We start from the raw sequence: 1713 nt of genomic DNA on the forward strand, positions 1-1713 counted from the left end.
GCGAACTCCCTCCCCGCCAACGACCCTGTGACCGGTGCCCTCGTCGGCGTCGTCATGGGCTCGGACTCCGACTGGAACGTCATGTCGGCGGCCGCGGAGCTGCTCCGCGAGTTCGGGGTCCCCTTCGAGGTCGAGGTGCTCTCCGCGCACCGCACCCCGGAGAAGATGATCGCCTACGGCAAGTCGGCGCGCGAGCGCGGTCTCAAGGTCATCATCGCGGCCGCACGCGTCGAGGAGCCTGCCGCCCCCGCCGCTGCCTCGAACTTTGCCGACACCGCCGCGCTGGGTGAGACCCAGCCGTTCACCGAGGTGTTCCCCGTCGCCGCCGCGTCGCCCGAAGCCGCGCTGCCCCACTCGGCGCCGCCCGCGCCCTCGGTGCCTGCAGCACCCCTGGCCGACACCGCGCCGTACACGGGCACGGAGTCGCTCGCCGGCGCCGCGACCGTCGCGGAATCCCCGACCCCGCGGATGTTCAAGACCCCGCCGGCTCCGCTCGTCGAGCCGCCGGCAGCGACGCCCGCAGCGCCGCTCACGCCGCCGGCTCCTGCCGCCGCAGCACCTGTCGCGCCGCAGCCCGCCGACACCGGCTCCCCGCTCGACCAGAGCTTCACCGCCGCGATCCTCATCCCCGCCGACGGCCTGGATGCCCACTACGACGACGAATACGACGATTTCGACGACGACGCAGAGCCAGAGGAACCGGCCGGCCCGGTGTTCCAGTGGGGCCTGACGGCCGGTGCCGCCAACAGCGCCCCGGCAGCGGATGCCGGCCTCCCGCCGGCGCCGGTCGTGCCGGTTGTGCCTGCTGCGTCCGTGCCCGCCGCTCCGGCTGTGCCGGTCGCGCCCGCTGCACCCGTCGCCCCGGCGGCGCCGGTCGAGGCCGCAGAGCCGATCGTGCCCGCGTTCTTCGCCCGCGTCACGGGCGCCGACCTGCAGGCGGAGCCCGCGGCGTCGACCGAGGCTGTCGCGCCAACGGAAGCTGCCGTGCCCGCGGAGGCTGCTGCGCCAGCTGAAGCTGCCGTGCCCGCTGACGCTGTCGCGCCAGCGGAAGTTGACGGACCAGCCGAGCAGCCCGCAGCGGTCACCCCGGCTGCGCACGCCGCGCCGTCCGTCGATGCCGCACCCGCCGCTCCGGTCGCTGCCGCAGTTCCCGCGGCCGCGTTCGCTGCCGCACCGGCCGCCCCCGCGGGCGACGCCCCCGAGCGCGACGAGAACGAGAGCGACGAGAACGAGAGCGACGAGAACGAGGAGTCGGCGACGACCTCCGATGACGTACTCGCCGAGTGGTTCGCCGCGATCATGCCCGGAGCCGATGAGGCCACCCCGGTCGCGTCCGACGTCGACGCCGCCGCGTCGGAGCAGGACGCACCCGTCGCGGAGGACGCGGAACCGACCGCCCCGGCCACCCCGGCCCCGGTCGAGCAGCCCGCTGAGCAGCCCGCTGCGCCGGCCGCTGTGCTGCCGCCGCTCATCGCGCCACCGGCGCCGAGCGAGGCCCCGCTCCGCGTGCCCGGCGTCCAGCCGGCCCCGACCGCGCCGGCACCTCTCCAGCAGGCACCGGCCGCCCCAGCTCCGGCCGCACCGGCCGCCGCGCAGCCGGCCCCGGCCACACCGAACCAGGCGGGGACGCTGGCGTACTCCGCCGGCGCCGCATTCACGCCCGTCTTCGGCGCCCCGCGCTCCGAGCAGGCCCAGCCGCTTCCCGGTGCCGCG

General features: G+C 76.5%; 1 pseudogene. It reads left to right on the forward strand.

Annotated features, from left to right (window positions below):
* Positions 1-27 precede the first annotated feature (27 nt).
* Positions 28-249 (forward strand): annotated as a pseudogene (locus tag GY24_RS17980) (AIR carboxylase family protein); the annotation flags it as partial.
* Positions 250-1713: the final 1464 nt, after the last annotated feature.

This window comes from Microterricola pindariensis, from assembly GCF_002936985.1.
Lineage (GTDB): Bacteria > Actinomycetota > Actinomycetes > Actinomycetales > Microbacteriaceae > Microterricola > Microterricola pindariensis.